Genomic DNA, 1318 nt, shown 5'->3' with positions numbered 1-1318 from the left:
GTTTCACCGTGCCCGACCTGGCCCGCCGCGCGGGCCTCGCCGTCGACGAACAGGGCCGTATCCGCACCGACGCCACCCTGCGCTCGATCTCGCACCCCGATGTCTATGCCGCGGGCGACGCCGCGCTGATCGACGGCCCCGGCGACCGTCCCCTCCGGATGGCCTGCGCGACCGCCCTGCCCGCGGGTTCCTACGTCGCCACGGCGATCGTCGCCAGGGCGGGCGGCGCCGAGCCGAAGCCGATGACCTTCCGCTACCAGCTGCAGTGCATCAGCCTGGGCCGCCACGATGCCGTCATCCAGTTCCTCAACGCCGACGACAGCCCGGCGAACCGTGTCGTCCGTGGACGCGCCGGTGCCTGGGTCAAGGAGCGGATCGTCCGCATCGCGGGCCGAGCGGCCGGCCTGCGCTGAGCGCGGAGCCGTGTCCACCCCCAGCCGCTCGTTACCCGCGCGGGCCGAAGGCGGCGGGGTTTCTCCTGAGCGCTCCGACGAGTGACCCGATCCAGGGGACGACAGCGAGCACGCCGAGCACGATCAGCCACGGCACCCGCCACCACCAGCGCAGATCCAGCTCGCCCGCAGCTGGTTCCGTGGTGAATGGTCGAGCGGTCGACGACCACACCACGAACGCGTCCCCGATCGGCACCAGCCCGAAGGCGTACCGCTTGGAGCCGGGCAGATCCACCGGCAGCCCCAGCAGTTCGCCCTCGGCGCCGAGCGCGGCGGCCAGCTCGTGGTCGCCGTTGACCCGGGCGGCCCCGAGCCCGACCACCGTGGCGGACAGGCTGATCCCGGCGACCAGCGGCCCCGAATCGACATCGCCCGGCTTGTCCACGCCGCGCGGGTACTCGCGCAGCGCGGGTCCGAAACCGCCAGGGTAGGTGAGGAATTGGTCGCGGAACAGGCGGTATTGGTCGCGGGCGAAGTCGGCGTCGAGTTCCGGCAGGAACCGCAGGATCACCGTCTGCGAGGTGGCCCGCGCACCGTCGAGCTGGGTTCCGTCCGGCGTGACGTCGTGCGGCAGCAGGCCGGTGGCCGGATCGAGGTGTGCCCGCGCCGAGTCCAGCCACCGGGTGGTCACCGCGCCGAATCGCTCGCCGAAAAGCCTGTCGTGCAACCGCAGCGACGCGACCGCCACGGTGGAATCGACCGGCCACGCCTGCCCGTGATAGGCCTGCAGGAACGGTGTCTCCGACGCCGCGAACGCCGCCGCGATCTCGGCACTGTGCGCTTCGAACCGCTGCACCTCGGCGGGATCGCCGGCATCGAGCGACAGGATCGCTCCGCGCAACCAGTTGGTCCACCCCGCCCAGAAC

Annotated in this window: 2 protein-coding genes; one reads left to right on the top strand and one right to left on the bottom strand. The window is 72.3% G+C overall.

Annotation, left to right across the window (positions count from 1 at the left end; all coding sequences use genetic code 11):
- On the top strand, positions 1 to 413 hold a 413-nt coding region (locus tag ACWDNU_RS46020; protein ID WP_449673471.1), incomplete at its 5' end, for an FAD-dependent oxidoreductase.
- Positions 414 to 444: 31 nt separating this feature from the next.
- Here ACWDNU_RS46020 and ACWDNU_RS46015 read toward each other — a convergent pair.
- Positions 445 to 1318: hypothetical protein (locus ACWDNU_RS46015; protein ID WP_449673470.1), on the bottom strand; the 874-nt coding region annotated here is incomplete at its 5' end.

The organism is Amycolatopsis sp. NPDC003676 (genome assembly GCF_053587275.1).
This window is presented reverse-complemented; position numbering and strand designations above follow the sequence as displayed.